Genomic DNA, 25,043 nt, shown 5'->3' on the forward strand with positions numbered 1-25,043 from the left:
TAAAATAAAAAAAACTCTCTAGTGTACGGATTTCCGTAAGGATAATTTATTTGTTATTCTAATAAGCATTAGAATATAAAAACATATACATTTAGAAAAAGATATAACAAAAAAATCCCGCCGAAGCGGGATTTTCTTTATTAAAAAGTTGAGATTAAAATCTATAACCTAAACCAATTTGAATACCTGCATTACCGAAGTCAGCTCCATCAATATCAGAAATATTAGATAAACCTAAGTTGTAACGAGCATCAAACATTAATCCGCTAGCTAATTCGTAACCAGCACCAAATCCTAAACCAAAATCCATTGATTTAACAGCTTCATCTGTAAAATCATCCTCAGCTGCAATTTTGAAAGCGATTTCTGGACCAGCTTGTAAAGAAAACCCTTCCGCTACATAATATTTAGCCATTACAGGAATTCTTAAATAATCTACACCTGCTTCATCAGCACCTTCAGTAGAGTACATTAACTCTGGTTGAACGTGAAATTTCTCAGATACAGCGAAATCTACTAAACCACCAATGTAAAAACCACCTCTAGCATCACCACCATCAGCATCACCTGTAAAGTTAGTTGAGCTATAACCAGCTTTAACACCAAATTTCATGTCCGTTGATCCTCCTTTAGAATCTTGTGCGTTAGCAAAACCAAAAGCTAATAATGCTACAGCAGATAATAAAACTTTTTTCATGTTACTATTTTTAAATGTTTGTCAAATGTAAGAAAACTTACTAATTAAGAAAATATATCCGATGAAATAAATAAAAAAATCGATAAACAGAAAAATCCCGCCGAAGCGGGATTTTTTACTTATTTGTTTTACAAATTAGAATTTGTAGTTAACTCCGAAAGTAACTGCTCTCCAATCACCTCCAAAAGAGAAAGTGTTAGTTTTGTCAGCACCATCTCCACCATTATCGTTAGAAGAGTAACCTAAAACAGCTACACCAGCTTCGATAGAGAAGTTAGAAGATACGAAGTAGTTCATACCAGCTCCTAATCCGAAACCAACTTCTTTGCTTTCAAAAGAACCTCCAGGAACGATGATAGATCCATCAGTGTCAATGAAATACTCATTGTCATAAGATGTATAATCTAATCCTAACTCAGCGAATAAAGAAAATTTACTAGCTGGAGTAAAGTAGTAACGTCCAAATGCACCTAATCCTAAACCAGAATTAGTTACATCATCACCACCTGCAGATAATTTGTCTGACATAAGACCAACTGAAGCACCAATAGCGATGTTCTCAGTTACAAAGTATCCAACTTTAGGAGCGATTTCAAAAGAATTTTCTTTGAAATCTCCAGTTTTAGCTGAGCTTAAAGTGAAAGCTCCTGAAACGAATACATCACCTTTAGCGAATCCACCGTTTCCTTTTTCTTCTTCTTGTGCGTTAGCAAAACCGAAAGCCAATAATGCTACAGCAGATAATAAAACTTTTTTCATGTTTAGTTTAAATTTAAAGTTAATAGGGCAAATTTATAGCATTTTTCTACACAAAATAACAAATTTTGTTATGTTATGAACAATTTTATTAACAAGTAAAATCGATATTGTTCATAATCAACAGGTTAAGAATTGTAAAAAATAAAAATTTAAAGTTTTTTTAATAAAAAAAACATCTCCAAAAAAAATGAAAAAAAACGCAAATAACTGATAATTAAATAATTCCAAAAAACGTTAAAATATGCATTTTGTCGTTAATTATACTAAAAAGCGCTAGCAAGCGTTACTTAAAAAAACAATTCGATATGAAAAGAACAATTGCAACATTGATTTTACTAGTTCTAGGAACTGGTTTTTCACAGGCTCAAATGCTGAAATTTGGTGTTAAAGGAGGTGTTAATTTTGCTAACTATACGGGTGGCGATATTTCAGGGGTAGATTTTAAAACTATAACCAGTTATCATGTTGGTGCCGTTATGGAGTTGAAAGTGTTTGAAAACTTTGCTATTCAACCTGAGCTTCTTTATTCTACTCAAGGTTCCGAATTAGAAAGTTTTGGCGACCAAATAAAAAATGAGCTTGGTTATTTATCTTTACCTGTATTGGCTAAATTTTATTTGACTTCTAATAAACTGAGTTTAGAGCTAGGGCCGCAAGCTTCTGTTTTAGTTAGCGAGCGCAATGAAGTTGACACAAACGACACTAATTCCTTTGATTTTGGCTTAGCCGGTGGATTAAGTTATAAAATAACAAATGGTTTATTTGTTTCAGGACGCTATGTAGCGGGATTAACTGAAGCCAAACAAGATGCCGATGTGAAAAACTCGGTAATTCAGTTTTCAGTGGGTTACATGTTTTAATACTAAAATTCACAATATTTTATTAAAACCATTCTCAAAAGGAATGGTTTTTTTATTTTTACAAAAACAATCTACATGAAAATCATCATTATAAACGGTCCCAATCTTAATCTATTAGGAAAAAGAGAACCTGAAGTATATGGAAATGAAACTTTTGAATCGTATTTCGAAAAATTACAAATTCAGTTTCCAACTATAACATTAGACTATTTTCAGAGTAATATAGAAGGAGAGATTATTTCTAAAATTCAAGAAACTAGTTTCGCTTACGATGGTATTGTTTTAAATGCTGGTGCTTACACACATACTTCTATAGGAATTGGTGATGCAGTAAAAGCCGTTACTACTCCAGTTATAGAAGTTCATATTTCCAATACTTTTTCTAGAGAATCTTTTCGTCATCAATCCTACATATCACCAAACGCAAAAGGTGTCATTATTGGCTTTGGATTGCAGAGTTATGAATTGGCTCTAAAATCTTTTGTCTAATACAACCTTTCTTTAGAAATAAACGTCTATTAAAATAAAAACCTCATGAATAAAATTTTATTTGTTTTATTTTTCGCTTTTTCAACTCTTTCTTTTGCTCAAATAAAAGGAACTATAAAAGACAAAGATGGAAATCCATTACCTTTTGTAAATATCTATATAGAGAACACCTATATAGGTACCACTTCAAACGAATTAGGTAAATACGAATTGAATACTAATGAGAAAGGTAACGTTCATTTAATTTTTCAGTATTTAGGATTTAAAACTCAGAAACATATTCTGGCTATTTCGCAATTTCCTTATGAATTTGATGTTGTGTTAATGGAAGAAGATTTTCAGTTAAAAGAAGTTGTTGTAATGAATGGCGAAAATCCAGCCAATGAAATTATTCGAAACGCTATAAAAAGTAAAAAGAAGAATGCTGCTAAAACCGATAAATTTGAAGCTGATTTTTACTCAAGAGGTGTTTTTAAAGCCAAAGACATTCCTAAAAAATTCATGGGCGTTGAAATTGGTGATTTAGAAGGTAACTTAGATTCTACCCGAAGTGGTATCATTTACCAATCGGAAACGGTTTCAAAAATTAAATTTCAAAAACCTGATAATTTAAAAGAAGAAATTATTGCCTCTAAAATTGCTGGTAACGACAACGGTTTTAGCTACAACACAGCACTAAATACCAATTATGATTTTTACGAAAATTATGTCGATTTCGGAATCAATATGGTCTCTCCTATTTCGGATAATGCGTTTAATTACTATAAATACAAATTAGAAAGTACGTTTTACGACGACAAAAACCAGTTAATCAATAAGATTTTGGTTACGCCTAAGCGCGATAAAGAACCTGTTTTTGAAGGTTACATTTATATAGTAGAAGACACTTGGGCAATTTATGGTATCAATTTAGATATCAAAGGCTATCGCATGCAACAGCCTATTTTAGAAACCATGAAACTGACACAAAATTTCAGTTACAATAGCGAGAATAAAATTTGGGCTAAAAACATCCAAACGTTAGATTTTAATGCTGGGATTTTCGGAATGAAATTCGCTGGAAAGTTCACCCATGTTTTCACCAATTATAATTTCAAAGATGCTTTTGAAAAGAAAACTTTTGGTAAAGAAGTCGTTACGTTTGCCGAAAACGCTAATAAAAAGGAAGCAACTTATTGGGAAACTTATCGCCCAGTTCCGTTAACGGAAGAAGAAACTACTAATTACGTTAAAAAAGATAGTATTCAAACCATTAGAAAATCTCAAGTATATTTAGACTCTATTGATTCCAAAGGCAATAAGTTTAAATTGCATAAAATCATTACGGGTTATAACTACAAAAACTCCTATAAAAATTGGAACTTCAACTATCAAGGATTAACCAATTTGAGCTCTTTCAGTTTTAATACAGTGCAAGGTTATAATTTAGATAGCGGGTTTTCTTTTAGAAAATGGAATGAAGAAACAGGAAAATTCACTTCTATTTCGTCAACCTTTAATTATGGCTTTGCTGAAGACAGACTTCGTGTAAACGGACGTTATTACCACCGATTTAACAACCGCAATAACGCATACATTAGTTTAACTGGTGGAAGCGCTATTAGTCAGTTTAACCCAAATGAACCAATTAGTAATTTGGTAAATTCGGTGGCGACTTTATTCTTTAAAAACAATTACATGAAATTGTATAATAAAGAATTTGCCGAAATTAACTATGGAAGAGAAGTTACCAATGGTATTTTTGCTTCAGGTAAATTATTGTACGAAAACCGAAGAGCGTTATTCAACAACACGGATTATACAATGATTAAAAATGATGATTTATATTTTTCTAATGATCCGCTGCAACCTGATAATTATACTTCGGTTCCGTTTGAAAAGCATCATATTATGAAAGCGAGTTTGGGAACGCGTATTCGTTTTGGTCAAAAATACATTTCGCGCCCTGATGGAAAGATTAATATTCAAAATGACGATTATCCAATATTGAGTTTCTATTACGAAAAAGCATTTGGTGCTTCTAACAGTAATTACCATTATGATTTTGTTACCGCAACCGTAGATTACAACAAAACCATTGGAAACAAAGGTGATTTTGGCTTACGATTTAAAGCGGGGAAATTCTTTAATGCCGATAAAATCTCATTCGTAGATTACAAACATTTCAATGGAAATCAAACACATGTGAATTTGTTGAACAATTCCTTGAACGCGTTTAATTTGCTTCCTTATTATACACATTCTACGAATGATGCGTATTTAGAAACCCATATTGAGCACAATTTTAAAGGCTACATTATGAATAAGATTCCGTTGTTGAACAAACTACAATGGAATTTAATAGGTGGTTTTCATCAGTTAAACATTCCTAATATGAAACCGTATCAAGAATTTACTGTTGGATTTGATAATATTGGTTGGGGTAAATTTAGATTCTTACGCGTTGATTATGTAAGAAGTTACCAAAACGGTTTTCAAGGTGATGGCGTGATGTTTGGTGTTAAATTCTAAAATAATAAGAAGCACTTCAATTAAAGGGGTGCTTTTTTATTTAAAAAACACATCATATCCAAAACGAATCAACGCTAATCCAACTACCAGTAAAAAGAAAACACGAATAAATCCGTTGCCTTGAGAAATAGCTAACTTAGCTCCAAGCCAAGCACCTATAATATTGCAAATTGCCATGGGTATGGCAACTGCCCAAATGATTTTTCCTTTAAGCACAAATAAAGTAATAGAACCAAAATTAGTAGCTAGATTAACTAATTTAGCATTAGCGTTGGCTTGTAAAAAGTCAAACCCAAGAACAGCAATAAAAGCCATAATTAATAAACTTCCAGTTCCTGGACCAATAAAACCATCATAAAAACCCAAAACAGCCACAATAAGTGATGCGTAAAGATAAAGTTGGTTTTTGGTTAAAATACTAATATGGAAATGACCAAAATCTTTCTTGTAATAGGTATAAATTAGCAATAGAATTAATATTACAAATAGAATTGGTTTCATGAAATCGTTTTTCATGACATTCAACAAACTTGATCCTAAAAAAGAAAAAGAGAACGAAATAATTGCCATAACAACAAACAACTTCCAATCAATTTTTACCTTTTTCAAATATTGATACGCTGCAATACTTGTTCCACTAAACCCTGGAATTTTCAATGTTCCTATAATAGACGCAACAGGTACATTAGGCAATAAAATTAAAGCTGCTGGTGTTTGAATTAGTCCACCACCACCCACAATAGCATCGATAAAACCGGCTACGAAGGAAGCAATGCAAAGAAAAATGATGATGTAGGTTTCCATTTTAAAATATCAAGTTCAAGGGCAAATTCAAATACAAAATCAAGTACAAAATTCAAATCTAAGCGCAAAAATAGGAACACTGATTGGAGAAATTGGTAAAATCTTAATAATTATTTTTAAATTGATAAATCAATAGCTCAAGAGATTCCTGACGGAATGACAAAGTTTGTGGAATATTTTGCTTTTATGGACTTTTTAAAGTAATTAACATGAACTTAAAACTTATGTGACTTATATGTTTAAATTTGAAGCTGAAACAAGTTCAGCTTGACAAAGCAGTAGTCATTTGGTTTATAATAAAAAAACCAAACTCCTTTTTACTTGGAATTTGGTTTTTCAGTTTTGAAATTTAAAATTATACTCTTACGATGTTAGCTCCAATTGCACGAAGTCTTTCGTCTATGCGCTCGTAACCTCTGTCGATTTGTTCGATATTTTGAATGGTTGACGTTCCTTTTGCAGTTAAAGCGGCAATTAATAATGAGATTCCAGCTCTAATATCTGGTGAACTCATCGTAGTTGCTTTTAATTGCGATTGGAAATTATGTCCCATAACTACAGCTCTGTGCGGATCACATAACATAATTTTTGCTCCCATATCAATTAATTTATCCACGAAGAACAAACGGCTTTCAAACATTTTTTGGTGAATTAAAACATCGCCTTTTGCTTGTGTACAAACTACCAAAACGATACTTAACAAGTCAGGTGTAAATCCTGGCCATGGCGCATCAGAAACAGTTAAGATAGAACCGTCGATATCGGTTTTGATTTCATATCCGTCTTTATGAGCTGGAATGTAAATATCATCGCCTTTTCTTTCTAAAGTAATCCCTAATTTTCTAAACACGTTTGGAATTTGTCCTAAGTTCTCCCAACTCACATTTTTAATCGTGATTTCACTTCTTGTCATAGCTGCAAGACCAATCCAAGAACCAATTTCTACCATGTCAGGTAAAATTCTGTGCTCGCATCCGCCTAACGTTTCAACTCCTTCAATCGTTAATAAGTTAGACCCTACTCCAGAAATTTTAGCTCCCATAGAGTTTAACATTTTACACAATTGTTGTAAGTAAGGTTCACAAGCAGCGTTATAAATCGTAGTTGTTCCTTCAGCTAAAACCGCTGCCATTACAATATTAGCAGTTCCGGTTACCGAAGCTTCGTCTAATAACATATAAGAACCTTGTAATCTTCCGTCGATTTCTACTCCATAGAAATGATCTTCTCTTTCGTATCTGAATTTAGCTCCTAGGTTAATAAAACCTTCAAAGTGCGTATCTAAACGACGACGCCCAATTTTATCACCTCCTGGCTTAGGAATGTATCCACAACCAAAACGCGCTAATAAAGGTCCAACAATCATAATAGAACCTCTTAAACTTCCACCTTCTTTTTTGAATGCTTCTGTTTTTAAGTAGTTTACATTTACCTCATCGGCTTGAAACGTGTAATCACCAGGTCCATTTTTTTGGATTTTAACTCCTAAATTACCTAAAAGCGTAATTAGTTTGTTAACATCAATAATATCTGGAATATTCGTTACTCTTACTTTTTCAGAAGTTAGCAAAACAGGACATAAAACTTGTAACGCTTCATTTTTTGCACCTTGTGGTGTAATATCTCCTTTTAATGCGATTCCTCCTTCGATTTTAAATGTTCCCATGCAACTGCCTATTTTTTAAATGTATTTTTATTTTGATTGTTCTTGTTCAAATGTCCTTTTGGATTGTTATTTTTCTTAATAATCCCCACTTTACTAGGACCAAATTGTGTTTTATTCGAAACTTTCTTATTCACTTTCATTAAATCGTGTGTATTCGAAAGCTCTTCATTTGATTTAGAAAGATTTAATTTTCCTCCCGAAAGTTCTAATAAATGTTCGAAAATCACCTCATCGGTTACCGTGTCTTTGTTCCAACTCAAGTAACATTTTTTCATGTGATTCGCAATTACTAAGACTAAAGCATTTTTTAAATCACTTTCTTCCCAGCTGTTTGCTACATCAATCATGTATTTGATGTTGTTTCCGTAGAAACGGTACTTTGGATAATTTTGAGGATATTTTAATCGCTCCGGTTTCTGAGTTAAAATATCTTTTGATGGAATTGGATAAGGCGAATCTACATCTAATTTAAAATCAGACATAATAAACAACTGATCCCAAAGTTTATGTTGAAAATCCAATACGTCTCTTAAATGCGGATTCAATGAACCCATAACCGAAATGATGTATTTTGCCGCTTTGTTTCGTTCTTCACGATCTTCAATTTCAGTGGCTTGGTCAATCAATTTCTGCAAATGTCTTCCGTATTCTGGAATAATCAAATGCGGACGTTCTGAATTATATTCTAAATAACTTACTTCTTCTTGCATGTTTTTTTTATAATGAAATGATGCCTTCGATATCCGAGACTTCAATGTATTTATCTATCACATTTTGAGGACTTGCCATAGTTACACTAATGGAAACACTGGTAAATTTCCCTGTTTTAGATTGTTGTGTAGTAATAACCGCGCCCATATCATTAAATGCCGCTTCTACCTTAGCAATACTATGCACATCAGAAGGCATAATAAACTTATACAAATACTCTGAAGGCCAAAGTGTTGAATTGGTTAACTCTTCTTTTAATCTTGCGTAAAAATCTTCTGTTTTCTTATCCATCATCATTTCGTATTGGAAAAGCAAATATACTTTTTTATGTTCAGAATTATATTGTAGTAACTTATAATTTTTTAAGTTGATTAGATTTTTAAAAAAACTTACTTTTGCGACTTAGTATTTCCAATATGAATAAAGAAATTGTGGTTTTAATTGGTGGACCAAGCTCTGGGAAAACCACCTTAATAGAGGCTTTAAAAGAAAAAGGACACACTTGTTATCCTGAAGTTTCACGTGAAGTAATTCGTGAAGCACAAGAGCAAGGAATAGAACAATTGTTCTTAGAAAAACCACTTTTATTCAGTGAGTTATTATTAGAAGGCCGAAAAAGACAATTCAAAGAAGCTTTAAATGAAGAAGCGAACATCGTTTTTTTAGACCGTGGTATTCCAGATGTTTTAGCCTACATGCATTACATTGGTGATTCGTACCCTGCGTTTTTTGATAAAGCTTGTCAAGATCATAAATACTCTGCCATTTTTGTTTTACCACCATGGAAAGAAATTTATGTAAGTGATGCGGAACGTTATGAAAATTACGAACAAGCAGTTTTGATTCACGAACATTTGATGGAAACTTATAAAAATTACGGCTATTCGATTACAGAAGTTCCAAAAGACACGGTTGAAAATCGTGTTGATTTTATTATGAAACATCTTGTTAAATAATTTTTTTGTATTTTAGTGTTTCTAAAAGCCAATTCACATGTCTGAAGCCTTACAAATTCTTCAAAAATATTGGAAACACGATAGTTTTAGAGAACCTCAAGAAGAAATCATTCAATCGGTTTTAAGTGGTAATGATACGTTTGCCCTTTTACCTACTGGAGGAGGAAAATCGGTATGTTTTCAAATTCCTGCTATTCAATTAAACGGAATTTGTTTGGTAATTTCTCCTTTGATTGCCTTGATGAAAGACCAAGTGCAGAATTTACAAAGCAAAAATATCAAAGCTATTGCCTTAACTGGTGGCGTTTCGCAAGATGATGTAATTGATATTTTAGACAATTGTCAATTCGGAAATTATAAATTCTTATATCTTTCTCCCGAACGTTTACAACACGACTGGATAGTTGAGCGCTTAAAACAATTACCCATAAACCTTATTGCTATTGACGAAGCGCATTGTGTGAGCCAATGGGGACATGATTTTAGACCGGCGTATTTGAAAATTTCGGCTTTAAAAGAACATTTTCCTACTACTCCATTTTTAGCATTGACGGCAACAGCCAATAAAAGAGTTCAGGAAGATATTTGTAAGAATTTAGCTTTGGTCAATCCAAAAGTATTTACAAAGTCATTTACTAGAGAAAATTTAGCTTATCATGTGATTAAAACAGAAGATAAGCTTTTCAAAATACAGCAGATTTTAACTAAAAATCCGCAATCTTCTATTATTTATGTCCGTAATCGTAAATCATGTGTTGAAACTTCACAACAGTTGAATCAATTGGGATTTAGTTGTACGTTTTATCACGGTGGATTACCTGCAAAAGAAAAAGAGAAAAACATGCAATCGTGGTTAGAGAATAAATCTCAAGTCATAGTAGCAACGAATGCTTTTGGAATGGGAATTGACAAACCCGATGTGAAAACGGTTATTCATATTCAACTTCCTGAAAACCTTGAAAACTATTATCAAGAAGCCGGAAGAGCTGGAAGAAATGGAGAAAAAGCATTTGGAATTATCTTAACCAATGCTACTGATATTGGTTACACCAAAGCACAATTTATTGATGTTTTGCCCGATAAAAAATTTGTTAGAGACGTTTACGTTAAACTGAATAATTACTTTCAAATTGCATACGGAGAAGGATATAACGAAAGTTTTGCTTTCAATTTGAACCAATTTTGTGCGCATTATCATTTTCCTGTAATCCCAACTTTCAATAGCTTACAATTTTTAGACCGACAAGGAATTCTGACGTTCCAAAGCGAATCTACAGAAAAAATAAGTTTGCAATTTATCATTCCAAGTAAAGAAGTGATTCGTTACATTAGTTTGCATCCACATGATGAACCCGTTATTACCACGATTTTAAGAACCTATTCTGGAATTTTTGAGGTAGAAACCACAATTAATCCGCACTTGGTAGCCAAAAAAGCGCACACTACTGAAGCACATGTGGAAGAAGTAATTGATAAACTAGCTGCAAGTCAATGTATAATTTTACACGCCAAAAACAACGACAGTAGCATCACTTTCAATGAAGTGCGAGAAGACGATTTGACAATTAATCGTGTAGCGAAATTTTTAGAACATCAAAACAAATTAAAACAAGATCAGTTTCAAAGAGTTGTACATTACATTTCTGACGAAAACACTTGTAAAAACAAAATGCTTTTGGCTTATTTTGATGAGATTACTAAAGAAGATTGTGGTATTTGTTCGTATTGCTTTTCAAAAAAAAAGGCTAATCCAACAGAAATTACTCAAAACGTAATTCAATTATTAAAAAAAGAGCCACTTTCCTCTAGAGAAATAGAAAACCAACTTCACATTTCTTCAGAAGCCACTATCTTTGCCATTCAATTATTATTGGAAAATAATCGAATCAAAATCAATTCAAACAATCAATATTACCTTATATAATGGAAAAACTTAGAATTGTATTCATGGGAACTCCCGATTTTGCTGTTGGAATTCTGGATACTATTTACAAAAACAACTATGATATTGTAGGCGTTATTACTGCTCCAGACAAACCAGCAGGTCGTGGACAAAAAGTAAGTATGAGTGCGGTTAAAGAATATGCTTTAGAAAAAAACTTACGCTTATTACAACCTACCAATTTAAAATCAGAAGAATTTTTAGCCGAATTAAAAAGTTTAGATGCCAATTTACAAGTCGTTGTTGCTTTTAGAATGTTGCCTGAAGTAGTTTGGAAAATGCCAAAATTAGGAACATTTAATCTTCACGCTTCTTTGTTACCTGAATATCGTGGGGCTGCGCCTATTAATTGGGCTATCATAAACGGAGAAACCAAAACAGGAGTTACTTCGTTCTTTATTGATGATAAAATTGATACGGGTGCGATGATTTTAAGTAAGGAAACAGAAATCGGAGCAAACGAAACTGCTGGCGAGTTACACGACCGCTTGATGCATTTAGGAAGTGAGACAGTTTTAGAAACATTACAATTAATTGAATCTGGAAAAGCGACCACTACATTACAGGAAAACAATCCTGATGTTAAAACGGCTTACAAATTAAATAAAGAGAATTGCAAAATTGATTGGTCGCAATCAGGAAATACGATATTTAATTTAATCAGAGGTTTATCTCCTTATCCAGCAGCTTGGACTTTTATAAAAGATGGTGACCAAGAATGGAATGTAAAAATCTATTTAGCGAATTTTGAAGAAAAAACACATTCGGAAACTATCGGAAAGATTACAACTACTAAAAAAGAGATTTTTATTGCTACAAAAGATGGTCTTTTAAAAATTGAAAGTTTACAATTCCCAGGAAAGAAAAGAATGTTGGCTCATGAATTATTAAATGGAATTTCGTTTTCAGAAAATGCGATAGCGCTTTAAGCCTTGAAAACACTATATTTAAGGATGAAAATTAAAAAAACAAACAATGTTATTAACATTTAATCTAATTTATCAACATTTTAGTCGAAAAATAGCACGAATACTTGCGTAGTTCAACAATACCGCTAAATTTGTGATAAATAATTAAGTTTAACCAATTATAAATAACTTTAATCATGAACAAATCAGAATTAATCGATGCAATGGCAGCTTCTGCTGGTATTACAAAAGCAGCTGCTAAATTAGCTTTAGAATCATTTTTAAGCAATGTTGAAGGAACTTTAAACAAAGGTGGAAGAGTGTCTTTAGTAGGTTTCGGATCTTGGTCAGTATCTAAAAGAGCTGCAAGAGATGGTAGAAATCCTCAAACTGGTAAAACTATCAAAATTGCTGCTAAAAACGTAGTAAAATTCAAAGCTGGTGCTGAATTAGAAGGTGCAGTAAACAAATAATATTTTTGTTACATCAAAATAAGAGAGTCTCGATGCAAATCGGGACTTTTTTTTGCATTTCATCGAGAATATTTTGAATTTGTAATTTTTTTTTGATAACTTTAATTAATTAACTACAGAAATATGATATCAACTTTACCAAAAAAAGGCCATCTGTTAATTGCAGAACCTTCGATTTTAGGAGATGTTTCTTTTAATCGCTCTGTGGTCTTATTAGCGGAACATAACGATGAAGGCTCAATTGGTTTTATCTTAAATAAACCTTTGAACTATACCATCAATGATTTGCTTCCGGAAATTGAAGCTTCTTTTAAAATATACAATGGCGGACCTGTTGAACAGGACAATCTGTATTTCATTCACAATATTCCAGATATTATCCCAAATAGTGTTGAAATTTCAAATGGAATTTATTGGGGTGGCGACTTTGAAACCACCAAACAATTGATAAACGAAGGAAGAATTACGAAAAATCATATTCGTTTTTTCCTTGGCTATAGTGGTTGGAGTGTTAACCAATTAGAAATGGAGATGCAAGAAAATTCGTGGATTGTAGCTGAGAATACACTCAAAAACAAACTACTTTCAAAAGCAAGCACTTTATTTTGGAAAGAAAAGATAATTGAACAAGGTGGTGAATACGTGTTATTTTCAAATGCACCGGAAAACCCAATGCTTAACTAAGTCGGATTTTAGCATTCAATCTTTTAAGTACATCTGAAGCAAATTCAGCAGTGTATTCTTTTTTACGGTATTTAGTTATAGGTTGAATTCCCGAAATTACATTGGTCAAGAATAACTCATCCGCTTTTTGCAAATCAAAAGGAGAAATAGAAGCTTCTTTAACTTCGATTCCTTCTATTTTTTTCAATAGTTCTAGTATTTGTTTGCGCATAATCCCGTTTAAACAACCATCAGAAACTGGTGGAGTTACTACTACATTACCCGTTTTCATAAACAAGTTACTTTGCAAAGCTTCCACCACATTCTTTTCGTCATTTAAAACCAAACAATTATCATAACCATTTTCGTCTGCAAAAATACTTCCGGTGATTTGAAGCATTTTATTATTGGTTTTTAAAGTGGAAAGTAATTGTTTTGAAACATAGAAATCTTTGTATAATTCAACTTCATAAGATTCTTTATCAATTGCATATAAATCGGAATTTAATGACGAAGCAGCAACTATAAATTGTACATTTCTCGTTTTTGGCAAATAAAAACCATCTGAATCTCTGTAAACAGAAAAGCGAACACGATATGAATTAGAATCTGAAAATGTAGCAATTAGTTTTAAAATTTGCTCTTCAAAATATTCCATGGTAAAATTCATAGGAATTTCCATGCGGCAAATTCTCATTGAAGCCATTAATCTAAAATAATGATCTTCAAGAAAAAGTACTTTATTATCTAATACTTTAATGGTTTCAAAAACACTATCTCCAAACAAAAAACCTCTGTTTGAATCAATAAGAATTGCGCTATTTTCCTGAATATTTCCGTTACAATTTACCATAAAAAATCCCGATTTTTAAATCGGGACAAATATAACTTATATAATTGATTTTTTAAACGGAACCTAACACATGTTTTAAGTCAGAAATTTGATTTTCCCACAATAATTTAGATTCGTCTAATTCATCTTCGTGAGCAAAATCTGAAATTACAATAGAAACGTCTTTAGTAATTTCATCTTCCATAATTTTTAGTTCAAAAAAGTAATCGGTTTCAGTATTATCTTCTTCTAACCATCTGAATTTAATACGTTCACCTGTTTTCTTAGAGGCTAATTTTGCTTTCTCTTCCGAGTCATCCCAAATAAAAGTAAAAAACTCACCTCTCGAATTTACGTTATCGGCAAACCATTCAGACAAACCTGATGGTGTAGAAATGTATTGATATAGTAGCTGTGGCGAAGATTGAATGGGGAATTCTAATTCATATTTTACTTTTGTACTCATTATTGTAATATTTAAGTTGGAAATATATATAGAATTAATTGAATATACAAAAAAACATTTTATTTATTTTTTTTACAAAATTATATTTGCAAAGAATAGAAATAGTTTTATATTTGCACCCGCATTCAACAAGGATGTCACACCGACCTTTGGCGAGGTAGCTCAGTTGGTTAGAGCGCAGGATTCATAACCCTGAGGTCACGGGTTCAACTCCCGTCCTCGCTACGAAAAACAAGTGTTTAAAAATCAACGGATTAGTGTTTACTAATCCGTTTTTTTTATGTCTAAATATTTCTTAGTTTTACAAACAGTAAACAAAACAGTAAACGATTTTACCTCTAAATCAGCGAATTTACTCACCATGAAAAGAAATTATTCTGAACCAAAAATTTATACTGGAGGTGTAGATGTAACCCAATGGAATAAACTTACATCTAAACAAAAAAAGGAAGCTTTAGAAAAAGATTGGTTTATCTATTACGGTTTTAGAGATGAAAAAACAGGCAAACTAAAAAGAATGCCTCATGTAAAAGCTGGCGCAAATCGTTACCACACAAAAGATGAAAGGCTAGAATATCTTAAAGTGATGAAAAAAGCACTAGAGGCTATTTTAGAAAAAGGACTAAACCCTTACGAAGATAATACTGCTAAAATAATTGAACTAAACCTACAACCCAACAAAAATAAAGTAGAAGAAACTATTGTAAATACTAATCTAAAAATTGTAACCGAAGAATCTAATGAATTAACCATTCAGGAAACTTTAGATTTTGTATTCAGATTAAAGAAAAAAACTTTGTCTGGCACTTCTTTTAGAAACTTTGAAAACAGAATAAATAAATTCGCTAGTAACTTTGATAAAAGTAGCCCTATTTCGTCTATAGATAGAAAGGCTGTTAATGATTACTTGAATGACATTCTAGTTAAAAACAGCGCACGAACAAGAAACAATCACAGAACCGATTTAAGTAGTTTTTTTCAAACTTTAGAAGATAACGACATTGTGGCAAGCAACTTTGTAAAAAAAATCAAAATACTTAGTTCAAAAGCAGAAAAAAACAAAACGTATACCTCCGAACAAGAAAAAGAAATTTTTGAATATTTAGAGAAAAACGATCCTTTACTCCTTTTGTACATCAAATTCATTAGCTTTAACTTTTTAAGACCAGTTGAAGTAAATAGATTATTAGTAAAAAGTATAAATTTAAAAGAGAAAAAATTATCTGTTAAAACCAAAACGAATAAATTAAAAACAAAGATAATTCCTGATATTTTGCTTCAAGAACTTCCAGATTTATCGCAACTAAATCAAGACAATTATTTGTTTACTCCTAATGGTTTAGGTTTAGAATGGGTAGCAGAAGAAAACAATAGAAGAGACAGCTTTTCAAAACGTTTTAAAACCGTAATTAAAGATCATTTCAATCTGGGTAGCGAATACGGATTGTATAGCTTTAGACACACCTTTATAACCAAACTGTATAGAAATTTAAGAGAAAACAAGTCTCCTCATGAAACCAAGGGCATTTTGATGAACATTACAGGGCACGTGACTATGGATGCGCTTGAAAAATACTTACGTGATATAGATGCTGAACTTCCAGAGGATTATTCTAATTTGTTTAGATAGTTACCTTTGTTTCCTAATCATATAATATAGAAATGGAAACAAAATTAATTCAAATTGAAACTGTAAGTGCTGAGGAATTTAAAACGGAAATTGTAAACGCAATTTTAGAGCAACTAAAGCCTTTATTACAAAAGGAAAAAATTGAAGACAATAAAAAAGAAATGATTACAAGAACCGAAGCGGCAGACTTATTAAATATCTCTTTGGTTAAGCTTTGGGAAATCACAAAGAATAATCTAATACCAAAATATAAAATTGGAGGCAAGGTATTACACAAGAAAATTGATGTTCAACGTTTTATAAACGAAAGTTTTAAATCTTAGTTGCAATTGGTTGCAACTAGTTGCAACCAAATATTTTAATTTAAATTAACAATGACTGATAAAACAGATTACATAGATAATATAAAATATTTAAAAGATAATCTTAATAGAATGATGCTTTACGGCTTCGTAAAAAAATCAATTTTTGATTCACATGTATTTAGTGACATAAAACCTAGTACTGAAGAGCCTATTGAAAAAATTAATCTTGTATTACGTACTAAAGATTTATCATTAAAAGACGATGTTAGCCTAGACGATTATTTAAATTTACTAGACAAACGGGAATTGTTAAGGTCTAATATATTTCGTCTTCTAAGTCTCCAAGAAAACTTAAATTCCAATTCATTTAATTTTTTAGTTAGTGAATACAAGAAATTTTTAGAAGATACTATAAAAAAAATAGACAAATTAAATAGAGATAACAAGTATACTGATTTAAAAAATTCCGATATTATTATAAAATATCTTGATTTACAGCAAGAATTACTGAATTCACATCTAGAAGAAATCAATAATATTTTTTTTTCTGCAAAATTCAAGTCCGAATTACCAAAATCTACAATTCCAATACAAGAATCTAAATCCAAACTGAAAGATTTAATTATTAAAGGAAATGCCGAAGCAATTGAAAAAGTTATAATAAATGAATTTAAAAACAGTAATAATATAACAATAAACAGAATGTTTACAGCCCTTAGTAGTCTAGGTTATATTATTGATGAATATGGTAATAAAAAAAAATTAATTGAATGCCTTAATAATAGTATTGGTTCTGAAAAATACATTTCTAGACTTGTTTTTATTAATAAAATTAATGTCTATAACGACAAAAAATACATTCAATTAAGAACCAAAATTTCCAACCTTCTTGAAAAACTATGATTTGTTTTTCAAGAAGTAATAATTCTTAAAAAGTAATCAAAACATATTTTTAATTTTTGAAAACAATACTGCTGGCTAAGGGAAAAATCCTACATAATCCTACATAATCCTACATAATCCTACATAATCCTACATAATCCTACATAATCCTACATAATCCTAAATCCATATTTTAGATTTAACTGAATTTTACCAAAAGAAATTCATTGTTATAAATAATTCAATTTGAAAGTTTCTGGAAAACCAGAAAGTAATTTGAAAGTTTTAATAAAAAACCAGATTTTCCTTGAAACTATCAGAAAGCAATTGAAAAATAATGAATTAACCAATTATCTAGAGTTTAATATAAAAACTCAAACTATACTTTTGGTCTTGTAAATTCATTGTTATGGAAAATTTGACGGAACTAAAAAACACCCTAATTAAAGAATTAGGCTCTGAAAATAAAAACAATCAATTCATTATCAAAACCGCTAATGAGTGGATTGAAGATGCAAAAGCCAGACCAATACCTAAAATGTTATTTGGTGAACTTTGGTTTGAAAATGAAGTTTGTATTCTTTTTGCAGACACCAATTTAGGTAAATCTATTTTAGCCGTTCAAGCTGGGGAAAGCATAGCTTCTGGAAAGTCTACATGTGGGCTAAAAAATGAAGTTGAAGCCCAAAAGGTGCTTTATTTCGATTTCGAACTATCTGACAAACAATTTGAAAATCGATATTCAAACGATTATTCAGAACATTACCAATTTCCATCAAACTTTATTCGTGCAGAAATAAACGACGAATTCATGTGCAATAACTTTGTAGATTTCGAAAAAGAATTTATAAAATCTTTAGAGGTTACAATTATTGAAAAAAACATTAAAATTATCATCATTGATAATCTTACCTACTTAAAAAACGAGACTGAAAAAGCTAAAGATGCTTTGTCTTTGATGAAAGAATTAAAAGCTTTAAAAAATAAGCACAATCTTTCCTTGCTAATTCTAGCTCACACTCCTAAAAGAGATTCATCAAAACCTCTAACCAAAAACGATTTATCAGGAAGTAAAATGTTGATTAACTTCTGTGATAGTGCTTTTGCTATTGGCGAAAGTGCAAGACAAAGCAAGTTGAAATATATCAAACAAATTAAGCATCGTAATACAGAACAACGCTATGGCACTGAAAATATAATCCTTTGTCAAATCGAAAAGATTAACAGCTTTTTACAATTTAGCTTTATTGATTTTGATAATGAATACGAACACCTCAAAACTGTTGAAATTGCAAGTAAAAGCGATAGAAACGATTTAATACTTGAACTTCACAATCAAGGAAAAAGTAATGTTGAAATTGCTAATGAATTAGGAATCGTTGAAGGTACTGTTCGATATGTATTAAACAAATTGAAATCCTAATTAAGCATCCATGAAAGCCAATGTTGCATATGAAGTATTTAAAGCTCTTTCCGATGAGGAAAAAGGGCACTTCATGACATTGGTTCAAAATGACGAATATAATCTGAGAATCGTCACTCCAAAAAATAAAAAGACTAAAAAAGTGTTGATTTCAAAACAAGAAGCCATTGAACTATTAATAAAAACTGTTTTCTCTAAACCTAAAAACCGCAATTCGTAAAAATCGTAAACATTTTTCTTTACGATTTTTACGAATGTAACGAACAAATACTATGAATTTTAAATTTTCACTTGATATTTCTAGTAAAAAATTCAATTGCCCTTCGTGTGCAAAAAAACGATTTGTGCGATATGTGGATAATGAAACGAAAAACTATCTCTCTGATGAATTTGGCAGATGTGATCGTGAAAGCAGTTGCGGTTATCACTTACCTCCTACTTCAAACCCAACTTTGGTTGACAGTTCTACAATAAAACCATTGCAACCGATTTCTACAATAGATTCAAGATTTGTTTCAGCCTCAGAAACTAAATATGATGAAAACTATTTATTCCAATACTTAACCCAACATTTTAAAAAGGAAGAAATTTTACAATGTTTCAAAAAATACAGAGTAGGAACCTCAAAACATTGGAAAGGTGCTACCGTTTTTTGGCAAATTGACCAAAACAACAAAGTACGTAGTGGTAAAATAATGCTAATTAACCCGAGGACTGGCAAACGAGTAAAAGAACCTTTTCCGCACATTAATTGGGTGCATAAAGTTTTAGGCTTGCAAGATTACAATTTAAAACAATGTTTATTTGGCGAACATCTAGTTGCGAAATCATTGCAACCCCTTGCAAATAAACCAACTATTGCCATTGTAGAATCGGAAAAGACGGCTATTACTATGAGTTTGTTTTTAAAAAACACGTTGTGGGTTGCAACTGGCAGCAAGCAAAATCTAAAACATGAATTACTTCAAAGCTTAAAAAATTACAACATTATTTTATTTCCTGACTGTGGCGAATATGAAGACTGGAATAAAAAAACATTGGAATTAACTAAACTGGGCTATACTATTAAATGCAGTAAGTTGTTAGAGGGTTGCAACTACACTACAGGAACAGATTTAGATGATATTTATTTTAATTTAAACGAAAAAAGTAAAACCGAAATTACAAACGAATTCCAATTATCAGAGACCGAAAAACAGTTGCAACGAATTGCAACGAAAAATCCACTCATCATTGAACTAATCAAAACCTTTGATTTAATTGACGAAAAAGGTGGAGGGATTAGAACCGATTTATTAACCTAAAAAACAAACCAGTAAACCTTAAATAAAAATTAGAGTCGAAATTCTATCCCATCTCAAAAACAAATTGCACTTTTTTAATTTTAATAACGATTTAATTTATTAAATCTAAACTGAAACAGAAGTTGCTATTCTTAATTACCAAATTATGGTTTTCATGATAAAAATCAGCAACTAAACGGAATGTTTTTTTTAAATTTGTTATAGCATGTTATGGTACTCTAAATTACTAAAAGTGAACCACAAAAGATGGTATTGGTAATTCTTAGAAACCATAAAAAGAAATATTAATGTTTATACAAAAAACATAACATGAAAAAACTATCCATTATAATGTTTCTCATTTGTATTAGTCATTTTCATTTGTTTGCACAAATAGGAACATATACAAAAGCCAAATCAGAGTTGATAGAACTCATCATTAGCAATAAAATTCGCGTAGATGAAAAAATAAACGCTACGACATTTAACTATTTGATTCAAATCGAAAAAGTTGAACTAAAGTATGATACCCTTATTATAGTTGCTAAACCCACAAAGTTTAAAGTGACTTTGAGTGGTAAGGCTAAAATCCTATCAGAGGGAGAAAAAGCTCCAACTAAAACTTTTAAAACCTCAATACTTAATAAATTTGAAGACTATTATCCAAAAAGTGTTGTTTTGGGAAATTTATCATTTAACGAACCTACTTTTGAAGAAGGTGAGAATTTGAAAAAATTTGCTGATAATATTGTAATTCTTAGAGAAAACTATAGCAAGGAAATAGAGAAAAATGAAAAGTCAAAATTCTTAGATAGTTTACTTATCGATTTTGAGAAAAAAATCCAAAATAACCAGAACCAAAAAAACAATTCAGAGGAAATCGAAAAACAAAGAGAATTAATGGTTCAAGCTAATTTGTTTTTTGATCAAAAGCAATACAACAAAGTAATTGAATTGTATGAAGAAGCTATCAATATCAACTTAAAGTCCTATCCTCCATTATACTACAACCTAGCATTGGTTTATGCTCTTACAGAAAATTACCAATTTGCTATTTATAACATGAAAAGATATTTAATTGTGGAGCCTAATGCAGAAGATAAAAAAGAAGTACAGGACAAGATAAGTGAGTGGAAAATAAATTTAAATAACTAGATATGAAAAAATCATCCTTTAAAAATAAAATATTTTGCATTTTAACCATCCTTAGTTTAATAATGCTTAATACAACTGACGTTTTTAGTCAGGTTCCACCTGTAAGTGGTGCTCAATGTGTTTCTTGTAAAATGATGAATGGGGCTCACGCTACCGACTGCCCATATAACAACAAAGGTAAACAACAAAAACAACCCGCATTACCAAGTTCAAATCAATCTCAAGAACAAAAAATGCTGTTTGATTTGTTATTCCAAATAAACAACGAAATAGATGCTTGGGTTGAGAAAGAGGAAGCTATACAAGCTTCAATTAACGAAACTCGTAAACAAACTAAACAGAAAGTACAAGATTCATTAGCAAAAATAAATCATAACACTACAAAACAACAGTTAAAAGGATTGCCAGTATCAAATAAATCAAGTGGGAATATTATAAAAAAAATTTCAGGCTGTAAAACTTCAGGAAATGGATTTAAAATTTATAGTGATGGGAGATGGAAAATTTACAATGATTGTTCAGAAATAAACAATATAAATTTTAAAGGCGGTGACAGTATTAAAACTGAACAAGGGACTGAATTAATTATTATGCTTGAAAATGAAAAAAAAGTAAAAATAAATCAAAGTACAACTTTTATTATTCCCGAAAACGAGCTAAATGTTTTAAAATTAATTAAAGGTGGATTGTGGGCTATAATAAGTAATGACCCTCAATTATTAAGAACTATTCAACGTAAGTTTTCTATAAGAACACCTACATGTGCTCTTGCTGAAAGAGGTACTATATATAAAGTTGAAATCAGCTCAAATAGTTATACTGAGGTATTTTTAATAGAAGGAGAACTTGAAGTAGAAACATTAAACAAAGAAGAAAAGGTAATTCTTACACCTGGCAAAAAAATTTCTATAACGTCAGAAGGAAAAATTGATGCTATTTCAAAATTAGATATAGAGACACTAAAAGAATTAATAAAAGAATTTAACAATCAAGATAAATAAATAGTATGTTTAGCTAATAGTTCGATTAGTCTTTCTAACCCACATTTTTGAAAACTACCTTAATCCCCAAACCTCTTTTAAACCACTTTAAAAGAGGTTTTTTATCCATAGATCATACCCTTTTTATAGAATAAAATTTTTTTTGTCTTTACGGATTTCCGTACGGATATGATTTTTTTTAATTTTAATATTGTGAAAGCATAAAAACAAATTATGTTATAATAATTGAAAAAAGTTTTTTTAAACTTTATTGTATAAATTTCATAGTTTATAACTTTAAGAAAACTAGTATTTATTTAAAGATATTTACTATTCATGCTTAATTTTAATAACCAATAAACCAAATAAATATGAACAAGATATTTTTTTCAACTCTGCTATACTTAACAATTACTACGATTGCACATTCGCAAACATTACACTTATATGGAGGAAAAAATCACGATGTATATTTAGGCTGTTTAAATTGTGATGAATACAATTCCGATTCTATTTGGAATACATACGGAACTTATGGTTCTAAATACAATACCAATTCTATTTGGAATGCATATGGCACTTATGGTTCTAAATATAATTTATACAGTCCTTGGAATGCATATTCAAGTGACCCTCCAGTTGTAGTTGACAAGGATGGAAAATTCTATGGTTACTTCACAGTAAATGCTTATAAAGAAAAACGAGCCGACTTTGATTTAGCTTTGACTATTTACAAGTATTATGATTTAATTATGGATGACGTATCAAAATGGTATGATAAAATTTTTGAATGATGATTATGAAAAATAACACATCAAGAACAGGCTTTTGAAATAAAAATTATACGGAATTTTAAAATCAGTAACATTAAATATTAATAAAATGAGTAACACATCAAAAATTTTAGTAACGATTGGTATTATTATTGGCTTTATTTTTTTCTTTGGTTTATTAACCGCATCAAGAAGTAGTAGCGGAAATAAAACACCTGGTATTTTTGGAATTATACTTCTTGTTGGAATGATTGCTGGCATCAAAGCTGTTTGGAAAAAAGAAAAAGATAATGACGATAATCATCAATTAGACAAGAAATAATGTTTGTTGATTATTATAAAATTCTTGAAATAGAAAAAAATTCTACTCAGCAAGAGATTAAAACTGCATTTAGAAAACAAGCTATAAAATGGCATCCAGATAAAAACCCAAATATAGATGTAAATGAAAAAATGCAACTTATAAATGAAGCCTATTTAATTTTAAAAGACGAAGAGGCAAGATACCATTATGATATTGAATATACAAAATTCTATGACTTTTATAATTCAAGAAAAGAACAGAAATCTGGTTCCGACTTTAGTAAAAAAGAAAAACAAAAAGTTTACGAGGAATACAATTTCGAAGATGAAACGCTAAAAAAGTGGATGCAAAATGCAAAAAAACAAGCTATAGACTTAGCCAGGCAAACAATCCGAGAAATGGGAGAATTAAGTTTGAAAGCTACTAAAGAAGCAGGTTCAAAAATGTTAGAAACATTTATTTACTATGCAATTGCAGGAATTATAATTATGTTGCTTTTAAAAGCTTGCAACTAACTAAAAAAAAAAAAAAAAAATGAAAAAAATTATTTTAATATCAGTCTTAGCATTTTTTGTTTCTTGTAAGAATGAAAATCATACCACTCAAATAGAAACTAAAGTGGATTTTACAGAAATTTTAAATTCAGAGGAACTTTTAAAAACTGGAAAATCTATTAGTGATCCAATCGAAAAATATAATTTTTACCAACATCTTTTCTTTGTTAATCAACTAGAAACCTTTGAAAAAAATGAAGATCAACAATTTGATTTTTTAAAAAAATACCCAAAAACTGTTATTCAAGATTTAACAAAAATTGTGGTTTCTGACTATACAAAAAAAATCACTGAAAAAGATTTGGACAAAAAAGTAGAATATGAAGATTTGACTCTAAGACAGAAAATTTCAACACTTGATAGTTTATTAGTAAAAAATGATGAACAGTTTGAAAATAAACTTTATGAGTTATTTGTAGGAACTTTAATGGGAGGAACTACAATTGAAACAATTGAAAACAATATTGCAACAATATATTCTGATTTTGGAAGTGCTGCAAGCATAAAAAGAAAATACATATTAATTGAAGACAACAAATTAACTGATTTAGGAAATGGATACGATAAACTATCTAAAATTGAATTCGAAAATTTGGAAAAAATCATTAAAACTAAAGTAAAAAATTATATGTGGATTTCAGGCAGATCAGGAACTGAATTCATAAGAAAACCAAATGGGAATTTTATTATTAAGTTTAATATTCTTGCTGATGAAGATTCCGAAGCTTCAGGAGGTAGTTATAACGTTAGTTATGAAACCAAAGATTTAAAAACATTTTTACCTTCAAGTGTTAAAGTAGAGAAAATCAATAATTAAATCTTAGGGTAACACAGAAAACTTTCACACAATCATTAATTTCTCAAAACAATCTTATAACCTCTTTTAAACCACTTTAAAAGAGGTTTGGGTTTTACATCAAGTTATAAAAATTAATTACCTAATAAAATTCTCAAAAAACCAATCCATTTAATTGCTCATCCCAATTAAATCAAATAAATTTGAAATCCACACAAAAT

The 25,043-nt window shown here is 30.5% G+C and carries 28 protein-coding genes and 1 tRNA gene; 21 read left to right on the plus strand and 8 right to left on the minus strand.

What is annotated here, in order from left to right; translation table 11 throughout:
* Nucleotides 1-154: 154 nt before the first annotated feature.
* Nucleotides 155-697 carry a porin family protein gene (locus C8D80_RS12260; RefSeq protein WP_133610822.1) on the minus strand — a complete coding sequence of 181 codons (543 nt, stop codon included), beginning with the start codon at nucleotides 695-697 and terminating at the stop codon, nucleotides 155-157.
* A 135-nt stretch (nucleotides 698-832) separates the two neighbouring features.
* A complete protein-coding gene (locus C8D80_RS12265) occupies nucleotides 833-1,456 on the minus strand; it encodes an outer membrane protein (RefSeq protein ID WP_133610824.1) in 624 nt (207 codons plus the stop codon).
* Nucleotides 1,457-1,761: 305 nt separating this feature from the next.
* Between C8D80_RS12265 and C8D80_RS12270 the strand changes: the two genes are divergently transcribed.
* From C8D80_RS12270 to C8D80_RS12280, 3 genes are all read left to right on the plus strand, one after another.
* Nucleotides 1,762-2,316, plus strand: coding sequence for a porin family protein (locus C8D80_RS12270; RefSeq protein ID WP_133610826.1), 555 nt, complete (start codon nucleotides 1,762-1,764; stop codon nucleotides 2,314-2,316).
* 75 nt (nucleotides 2,317-2,391) lie between these two features.
* Entirely contained in the window at nucleotides 2,392-2,805 is a 414-nt protein-coding gene (gene aroQ, locus C8D80_RS12275; protein ID WP_133610828.1) for a type II 3-dehydroquinate dehydratase, read from the plus strand.
* 45 nt (nucleotides 2,806-2,850) lie between these two features.
* Nucleotides 2,851-5,316: a DUF5686 and carboxypeptidase regulatory-like domain-containing protein gene (locus C8D80_RS12280; protein ID WP_133610830.1), complete on the plus strand. Its 2,466-nt coding sequence runs from the start codon at nucleotides 2,851-2,853 to the stop codon at nucleotides 5,314-5,316.
* A gap of 36 nt (nucleotides 5,317-5,352) precedes the next feature.
* Here the strand turns inward: C8D80_RS12280 and C8D80_RS12285 are convergent, their stop codons facing one another.
* The 4 genes from C8D80_RS12285 to C8D80_RS12300 all read right to left on the minus strand — a co-directional run bounded on the left by C8D80_RS12285 (nucleotide 5,353) and on the right by C8D80_RS12300 (nucleotide 8,788).
* Complete coding sequence (locus C8D80_RS12285; protein WP_133610832.1) at nucleotides 5,353-6,120, minus strand: sulfite exporter TauE/SafE family protein; 768 nt, start codon at nucleotides 6,118-6,120, stop codon at nucleotides 5,353-5,355.
* 355 nt (nucleotides 6,121-6,475) lie between these two features.
* The gene (murA, locus tag C8D80_RS12290) at nucleotides 6,476-7,786 is read right to left on the minus strand and encodes a UDP-N-acetylglucosamine 1-carboxyvinyltransferase (protein ID WP_133610834.1); all 1,311 of its coding nucleotides are present in this window, start codon (nucleotides 7,784-7,786) and stop codon (nucleotides 6,476-6,478) included.
* Nucleotides 7,787-7,794: 8 nt separating this feature from the next.
* Nucleotides 7,795-8,496: a DUF4290 domain-containing protein gene (locus C8D80_RS12295; RefSeq protein ID WP_133610836.1), complete on the minus strand. Its 702-nt coding sequence runs from the start codon at nucleotides 8,494-8,496 to the stop codon at nucleotides 7,795-7,797.
* Nucleotides 8,497-8,503: 7 nt separating this feature from the next.
* Nucleotides 8,504-8,788, minus strand: coding sequence for a DUF493 family protein (locus C8D80_RS12300; protein ID WP_133610909.1), 285 nt, complete (start codon nucleotides 8,786-8,788; stop codon nucleotides 8,504-8,506).
* Nucleotides 8,789-8,913: 125 nt separating this feature from the next.
* On the opposite strand from C8D80_RS12300, the gene C8D80_RS12305 reads away from it, so the two are divergent.
* The 5 genes from C8D80_RS12305 to C8D80_RS12325 all read left to right on the plus strand — a co-directional run bounded on the left by C8D80_RS12305 (nucleotide 8,914) and on the right by C8D80_RS12325 (nucleotide 13,460).
* A complete protein-coding gene (locus C8D80_RS12305; protein ID WP_133610838.1) occupies nucleotides 8,914-9,453 on the plus strand; it encodes an AAA family ATPase in 540 nt (179 codons plus the stop codon).
* A 37-nt stretch (nucleotides 9,454-9,490) separates the two neighbouring features.
* Nucleotides 9,491-11,377, plus strand: coding sequence for a RecQ family ATP-dependent DNA helicase (locus tag C8D80_RS12310; RefSeq protein WP_133610840.1), 1,887 nt, complete (start codon nucleotides 9,491-9,493; stop codon nucleotides 11,375-11,377).
* Nucleotides 11,377-12,324, plus strand: a complete 948-nt coding sequence (gene fmt, locus C8D80_RS12315; RefSeq protein ID WP_133610842.1) for a methionyl-tRNA formyltransferase — start codon at nucleotides 11,377-11,379, stop codon at nucleotides 12,322-12,324. The genes C8D80_RS12310 and fmt overlap by 1 nt, the downstream gene beginning before the upstream one ends.
* 176 nt (nucleotides 12,325-12,500) lie before the next feature.
* The gene (locus C8D80_RS12320) at nucleotides 12,501-12,776 is read left to right on the plus strand and encodes an HU family DNA-binding protein (protein ID WP_008256752.1); all 276 of its coding nucleotides are present in this window, start codon (nucleotides 12,501-12,503) and stop codon (nucleotides 12,774-12,776) included.
* 123 nt (nucleotides 12,777-12,899) lie between these two features.
* Entirely contained in the window at nucleotides 12,900-13,460 is a 561-nt protein-coding gene (locus C8D80_RS12325) for a YqgE/AlgH family protein (RefSeq protein WP_133610845.1), read from the plus strand.
* Here C8D80_RS12325 and C8D80_RS12330 read toward each other — a convergent pair.
* Nucleotides 13,453-14,292: an aminotransferase class IV gene (locus C8D80_RS12330; protein ID WP_133610847.1), complete on the minus strand. Its 840-nt coding sequence runs from the start codon at nucleotides 14,290-14,292 to the stop codon at nucleotides 13,453-13,455. The genes C8D80_RS12325 and C8D80_RS12330 overlap by 8 nt on opposite strands.
* A 52-nt stretch (nucleotides 14,293-14,344) precedes the next feature.
* On the minus strand, nucleotides 14,345-14,737 hold the full coding sequence (locus C8D80_RS12335) for an START-like domain-containing protein (RefSeq protein WP_133610849.1): 393 nt from the start codon (nucleotides 14,735-14,737) through the stop codon (nucleotides 14,345-14,347).
* Nucleotides 14,738-14,888: 151 nt separating this feature from the next.
* On the opposite strand from C8D80_RS12335, the gene C8D80_RS12340 reads away from it, so the two are divergent.
* From C8D80_RS12340 to C8D80_RS12400, 13 genes are all read left to right on the plus strand, one after another.
* Nucleotides 14,889-14,962: transfer RNA gene (locus C8D80_RS12340), tRNA-Met, on the plus strand.
* Nucleotides 14,963-15,017: 55 nt separating this feature from the next.
* Nucleotides 15,018-16,367, plus strand: coding sequence for a tyrosine-type recombinase/integrase (locus C8D80_RS12345; protein WP_133610851.1), 1,350 nt, complete (start codon nucleotides 15,018-15,020; stop codon nucleotides 16,365-16,367).
* Between the two features lie 32 nt (nucleotides 16,368-16,399).
* Complete coding sequence (locus C8D80_RS12350) at nucleotides 16,400-16,690, plus strand: helix-turn-helix domain-containing protein (protein WP_133610853.1); 291 nt, start codon at nucleotides 16,400-16,402, stop codon at nucleotides 16,688-16,690.
* Nucleotides 16,691-16,741: 51 nt separating this feature from the next.
* A complete protein-coding gene (locus C8D80_RS12355; RefSeq protein ID WP_133610855.1) occupies nucleotides 16,742-17,575 on the plus strand; it encodes a hypothetical protein in 834 nt (277 codons plus the stop codon).
* A 388-nt stretch (nucleotides 17,576-17,963) separates the two neighbouring features.
* Nucleotides 17,964-18,977, plus strand: coding sequence for an AAA family ATPase (locus tag C8D80_RS12360; protein ID WP_133610858.1), 1,014 nt, complete (start codon nucleotides 17,964-17,966; stop codon nucleotides 18,975-18,977).
* 10 nt (nucleotides 18,978-18,987) lie between these two features.
* Nucleotides 18,988-19,197: a hypothetical protein gene (locus C8D80_RS12365; RefSeq protein WP_133610859.1), complete on the plus strand. Its 210-nt coding sequence runs from the start codon at nucleotides 18,988-18,990 to the stop codon at nucleotides 19,195-19,197.
* Between the two features lie 52 nt (nucleotides 19,198-19,249).
* Nucleotides 19,250-20,281: a DUF6371 domain-containing protein gene (locus C8D80_RS12370; protein ID WP_133610861.1), complete on the plus strand. Its 1,032-nt coding sequence runs from the start codon at nucleotides 19,250-19,252 to the stop codon at nucleotides 20,279-20,281.
* A 309-nt stretch (nucleotides 20,282-20,590) separates the two neighbouring features.
* On the plus strand, nucleotides 20,591-21,415 hold the full coding sequence (locus C8D80_RS12375; RefSeq protein WP_133610863.1) for a tetratricopeptide repeat protein: 825 nt from the start codon (nucleotides 20,591-20,593) through the stop codon (nucleotides 21,413-21,415).
* Between the two features lie 2 nt (nucleotides 21,416-21,417).
* Complete coding sequence (locus C8D80_RS12380) at nucleotides 21,418-22,416, plus strand: FecR domain-containing protein (RefSeq protein ID WP_133610866.1); 999 nt, start codon at nucleotides 21,418-21,420, stop codon at nucleotides 22,414-22,416.
* 350 nt (nucleotides 22,417-22,766) lie between these two features.
* Nucleotides 22,767-23,189 (plus strand): hypothetical protein, encoded by a 423-nt coding sequence (locus C8D80_RS12385; protein ID WP_133610868.1) that lies wholly within the window; start codon nucleotides 22,767-22,769, stop codon nucleotides 23,187-23,189.
* 88 nt (nucleotides 23,190-23,277) lie between these two features.
* Nucleotides 23,278-23,490 carry a hypothetical protein gene (locus C8D80_RS12390; protein ID WP_133610870.1) on the plus strand — a complete coding sequence of 71 codons (213 nt, stop codon included), beginning with the start codon at nucleotides 23,278-23,280 and terminating at the stop codon, nucleotides 23,488-23,490.
* Nucleotides 23,490-23,987, plus strand: coding sequence for a DnaJ domain-containing protein (locus C8D80_RS12395; protein ID WP_133610872.1), 498 nt, complete (start codon nucleotides 23,490-23,492; stop codon nucleotides 23,985-23,987). Before C8D80_RS12390 ends, C8D80_RS12395 begins: the two co-directional genes overlap by 1 nt.
* Before the next feature lie 19 nt (nucleotides 23,988-24,006).
* Complete coding sequence (locus C8D80_RS12400; RefSeq protein ID WP_133610874.1) at nucleotides 24,007-24,843, plus strand: hypothetical protein; 837 nt, start codon at nucleotides 24,007-24,009, stop codon at nucleotides 24,841-24,843.
* Nucleotides 24,844-25,043 lie beyond the last annotated feature (200 nt).

Origin of the sequence: Flavobacterium cheniae, assembly GCF_004363695.1 — a bacterium.
Taxonomy (GTDB): Bacteria; Bacteroidota; Bacteroidia; order Flavobacteriales; family Flavobacteriaceae; genus Flavobacterium; species Flavobacterium cheniae.

Excerpts from the sequence above, each read along its gene's own strand:
- C8D80_RS12280 (WP_133610830.1), top strand. The coding sequence starts at position 2,851 with ATGAATAAAATTTTATTTGTTTTATTTTTCGCTTTTTCAACTCTTTCT.
- C8D80_RS12390 (WP_133610870.1), top strand. The coding sequence starts at position 23,278 with ATGAGTAACACATCAAAAATTTTAGTAACGATTGGTATTATTATTGGC.
- C8D80_RS12270 (WP_133610826.1), top strand. The coding sequence starts at position 1,762 with ATGAAAAGAACAATTGCAACATTGATTTTACTAGTTCTAGGAACTGGT.
- aroQ (WP_133610828.1), top strand. The coding sequence starts at position 2,392 with ATGAAAATCATCATTATAAACGGTCCCAATCTTAATCTATTAGGAAAA.
- C8D80_RS12370 (WP_133610861.1), top strand. The coding sequence starts at position 19,250 with ATGAATTTTAAATTTTCACTTGATATTTCTAGTAAAAAATTCAATTGC.
- C8D80_RS12320 (WP_008256752.1), top strand. The coding sequence starts at position 12,501 with ATGAACAAATCAGAATTAATCGATGCAATGGCAGCTTCTGCTGGTATT.
- C8D80_RS12330 (WP_133610847.1), bottom strand. The coding sequence starts at position 14,292 with ATGGTAAATTGTAACGGAAATATTCAGGAAAATAGCGCAATTCTTATT.
- C8D80_RS12285 (WP_133610832.1), bottom strand. The coding sequence starts at position 6,120 with ATGGAAACCTACATCATCATTTTTCTTTGCATTGCTTCCTTCGTAGCC.
- C8D80_RS12355 (WP_133610855.1), top strand. The coding sequence starts at position 16,742 with ATGACTGATAAAACAGATTACATAGATAATATAAAATATTTAAAAGAT.
- C8D80_RS12260 (WP_133610822.1), bottom strand. The coding sequence starts at position 697 with ATGAAAAAAGTTTTATTATCTGCTGTAGCATTATTAGCTTTTGGTTTT.
- C8D80_RS12365 (WP_133610859.1), top strand. The coding sequence starts at position 18,988 with ATGAAAGCCAATGTTGCATATGAAGTATTTAAAGCTCTTTCCGATGAG.
- C8D80_RS12265 (WP_133610824.1), bottom strand. The coding sequence starts at position 1,456 with ATGAAAAAAGTTTTATTATCTGCTGTAGCATTATTGGCTTTCGGTTTT.
- C8D80_RS12385 (WP_133610868.1), top strand. The coding sequence starts at position 22,767 with ATGAACAAGATATTTTTTTCAACTCTGCTATACTTAACAATTACTACG.
- C8D80_RS12345 (WP_133610851.1), top strand. The coding sequence starts at position 15,018 with ATGTCTAAATATTTCTTAGTTTTACAAACAGTAAACAAAACAGTAAAC.
- C8D80_RS12395 (WP_133610872.1), top strand. The coding sequence starts at position 23,490 with ATGTTTGTTGATTATTATAAAATTCTTGAAATAGAAAAAAATTCTACT.
- C8D80_RS12300 (WP_133610909.1), bottom strand. The coding sequence starts at position 8,788 with ATGGATAAGAAAACAGAAGATTTTTACGCAAGATTAAAAGAAGAGTTA.
- C8D80_RS12295 (WP_133610836.1), bottom strand. The coding sequence starts at position 8,496 with ATGCAAGAAGAAGTAAGTTATTTAGAATATAATTCAGAACGTCCGCAT.
- fmt (WP_133610842.1), top strand. The coding sequence starts at position 11,377 with ATGGAAAAACTTAGAATTGTATTCATGGGAACTCCCGATTTTGCTGTT.
- C8D80_RS12350 (WP_133610853.1), top strand. The coding sequence starts at position 16,400 with ATGGAAACAAAATTAATTCAAATTGAAACTGTAAGTGCTGAGGAATTT.
- C8D80_RS12325 (WP_133610845.1), top strand. The coding sequence starts at position 12,900 with ATGATATCAACTTTACCAAAAAAAGGCCATCTGTTAATTGCAGAACCT.
- C8D80_RS12380 (WP_133610866.1), top strand. The coding sequence starts at position 21,418 with ATGAAAAAATCATCCTTTAAAAATAAAATATTTTGCATTTTAACCATC.
- C8D80_RS12305 (WP_133610838.1), top strand. The coding sequence starts at position 8,914 with ATGAATAAAGAAATTGTGGTTTTAATTGGTGGACCAAGCTCTGGGAAA.
- murA (WP_133610834.1), bottom strand. The coding sequence starts at position 7,786 with ATGGGAACATTTAAAATCGAAGGAGGAATCGCATTAAAAGGAGATATT.
- C8D80_RS12310 (WP_133610840.1), top strand. The coding sequence starts at position 9,491 with ATGTCTGAAGCCTTACAAATTCTTCAAAAATATTGGAAACACGATAGT.
- C8D80_RS12400 (WP_133610874.1), top strand. The coding sequence starts at position 24,007 with ATGAAAAAAATTATTTTAATATCAGTCTTAGCATTTTTTGTTTCTTGT.
- C8D80_RS12360 (WP_133610858.1), top strand. The coding sequence starts at position 17,964 with ATGGAAAATTTGACGGAACTAAAAAACACCCTAATTAAAGAATTAGGC.
- C8D80_RS12375 (WP_133610863.1), top strand. The coding sequence starts at position 20,591 with ATGAAAAAACTATCCATTATAATGTTTCTCATTTGTATTAGTCATTTT.
- C8D80_RS12335 (WP_133610849.1), bottom strand. The coding sequence starts at position 14,737 with ATGAGTACAAAAGTAAAATATGAATTAGAATTCCCCATTCAATCTTCG.